We start from the raw sequence: 526 nt of genomic DNA, 5'->3' as shown, positions 1-526 counted from the left end.
AAGGTGAAGAAGACCCTGAACTGATCAACGCGGGTAAAGAATATGTGACCATGCTGCAAGGCGGTGCCTTTTTCCATCATGGGGATTCTTTTGCCATGATGCGTGGTGGTCACTTAGATATTGCAGTACTAGGTGCCTTTCAAGTCGCAGCCAATGGTGACTTGGCCAATTGGCATACCGGTGCACCTGATGCGATTCCTGCGGTTGGCGGTGCAATGGACTTAGCTGTCGGTGCCAAGAAAGTCTTTATCACCACCGATCATGTGACCAAACAAGGTGAACCGAAAATCGTGGCTGAACTGAGCTATCCCGCAACAGGTTTGAAGTGTGTAGACCGTATTTATACCGACCTGTGTGTGATTGATGTCACCGCAGAGGGTTTAAAAGTGATTGAGAAAATCGACGGTTTAAGCTTTGCAGAATTGCAGGCCATGACGGGTGCAACTTTAGTGGATGCGACTCAACAGAATTAATGATTTGAATCCCCCTAAATCCCCCTTTGATAAAGGGGGACTTCCATCTTTCT

At 47.5% G+C, this 526-nt stretch carries 1 protein-coding gene; it reads left to right on the top strand.

Going from position 1 to position 526, the window contains the following annotated elements; all coding sequences use genetic code 11:
• Positions 1-473: CoA-transferase (locus GBI16_RS18345; protein WP_151707629.1), on the top strand; the 473-nt coding region annotated here is incomplete at its 5' end.
• Between the last annotated feature and the right edge of the window lie 53 nt (positions 474-526).

It is taken from the genome of Acinetobacter sp. TUM15064, from assembly GCF_008980265.1.
Classification (GTDB): Bacteria; Pseudomonadota; Gammaproteobacteria; order Pseudomonadales; family Moraxellaceae; genus Acinetobacter.
This window is presented reverse-complemented; position numbering and strand designations above follow the sequence as displayed.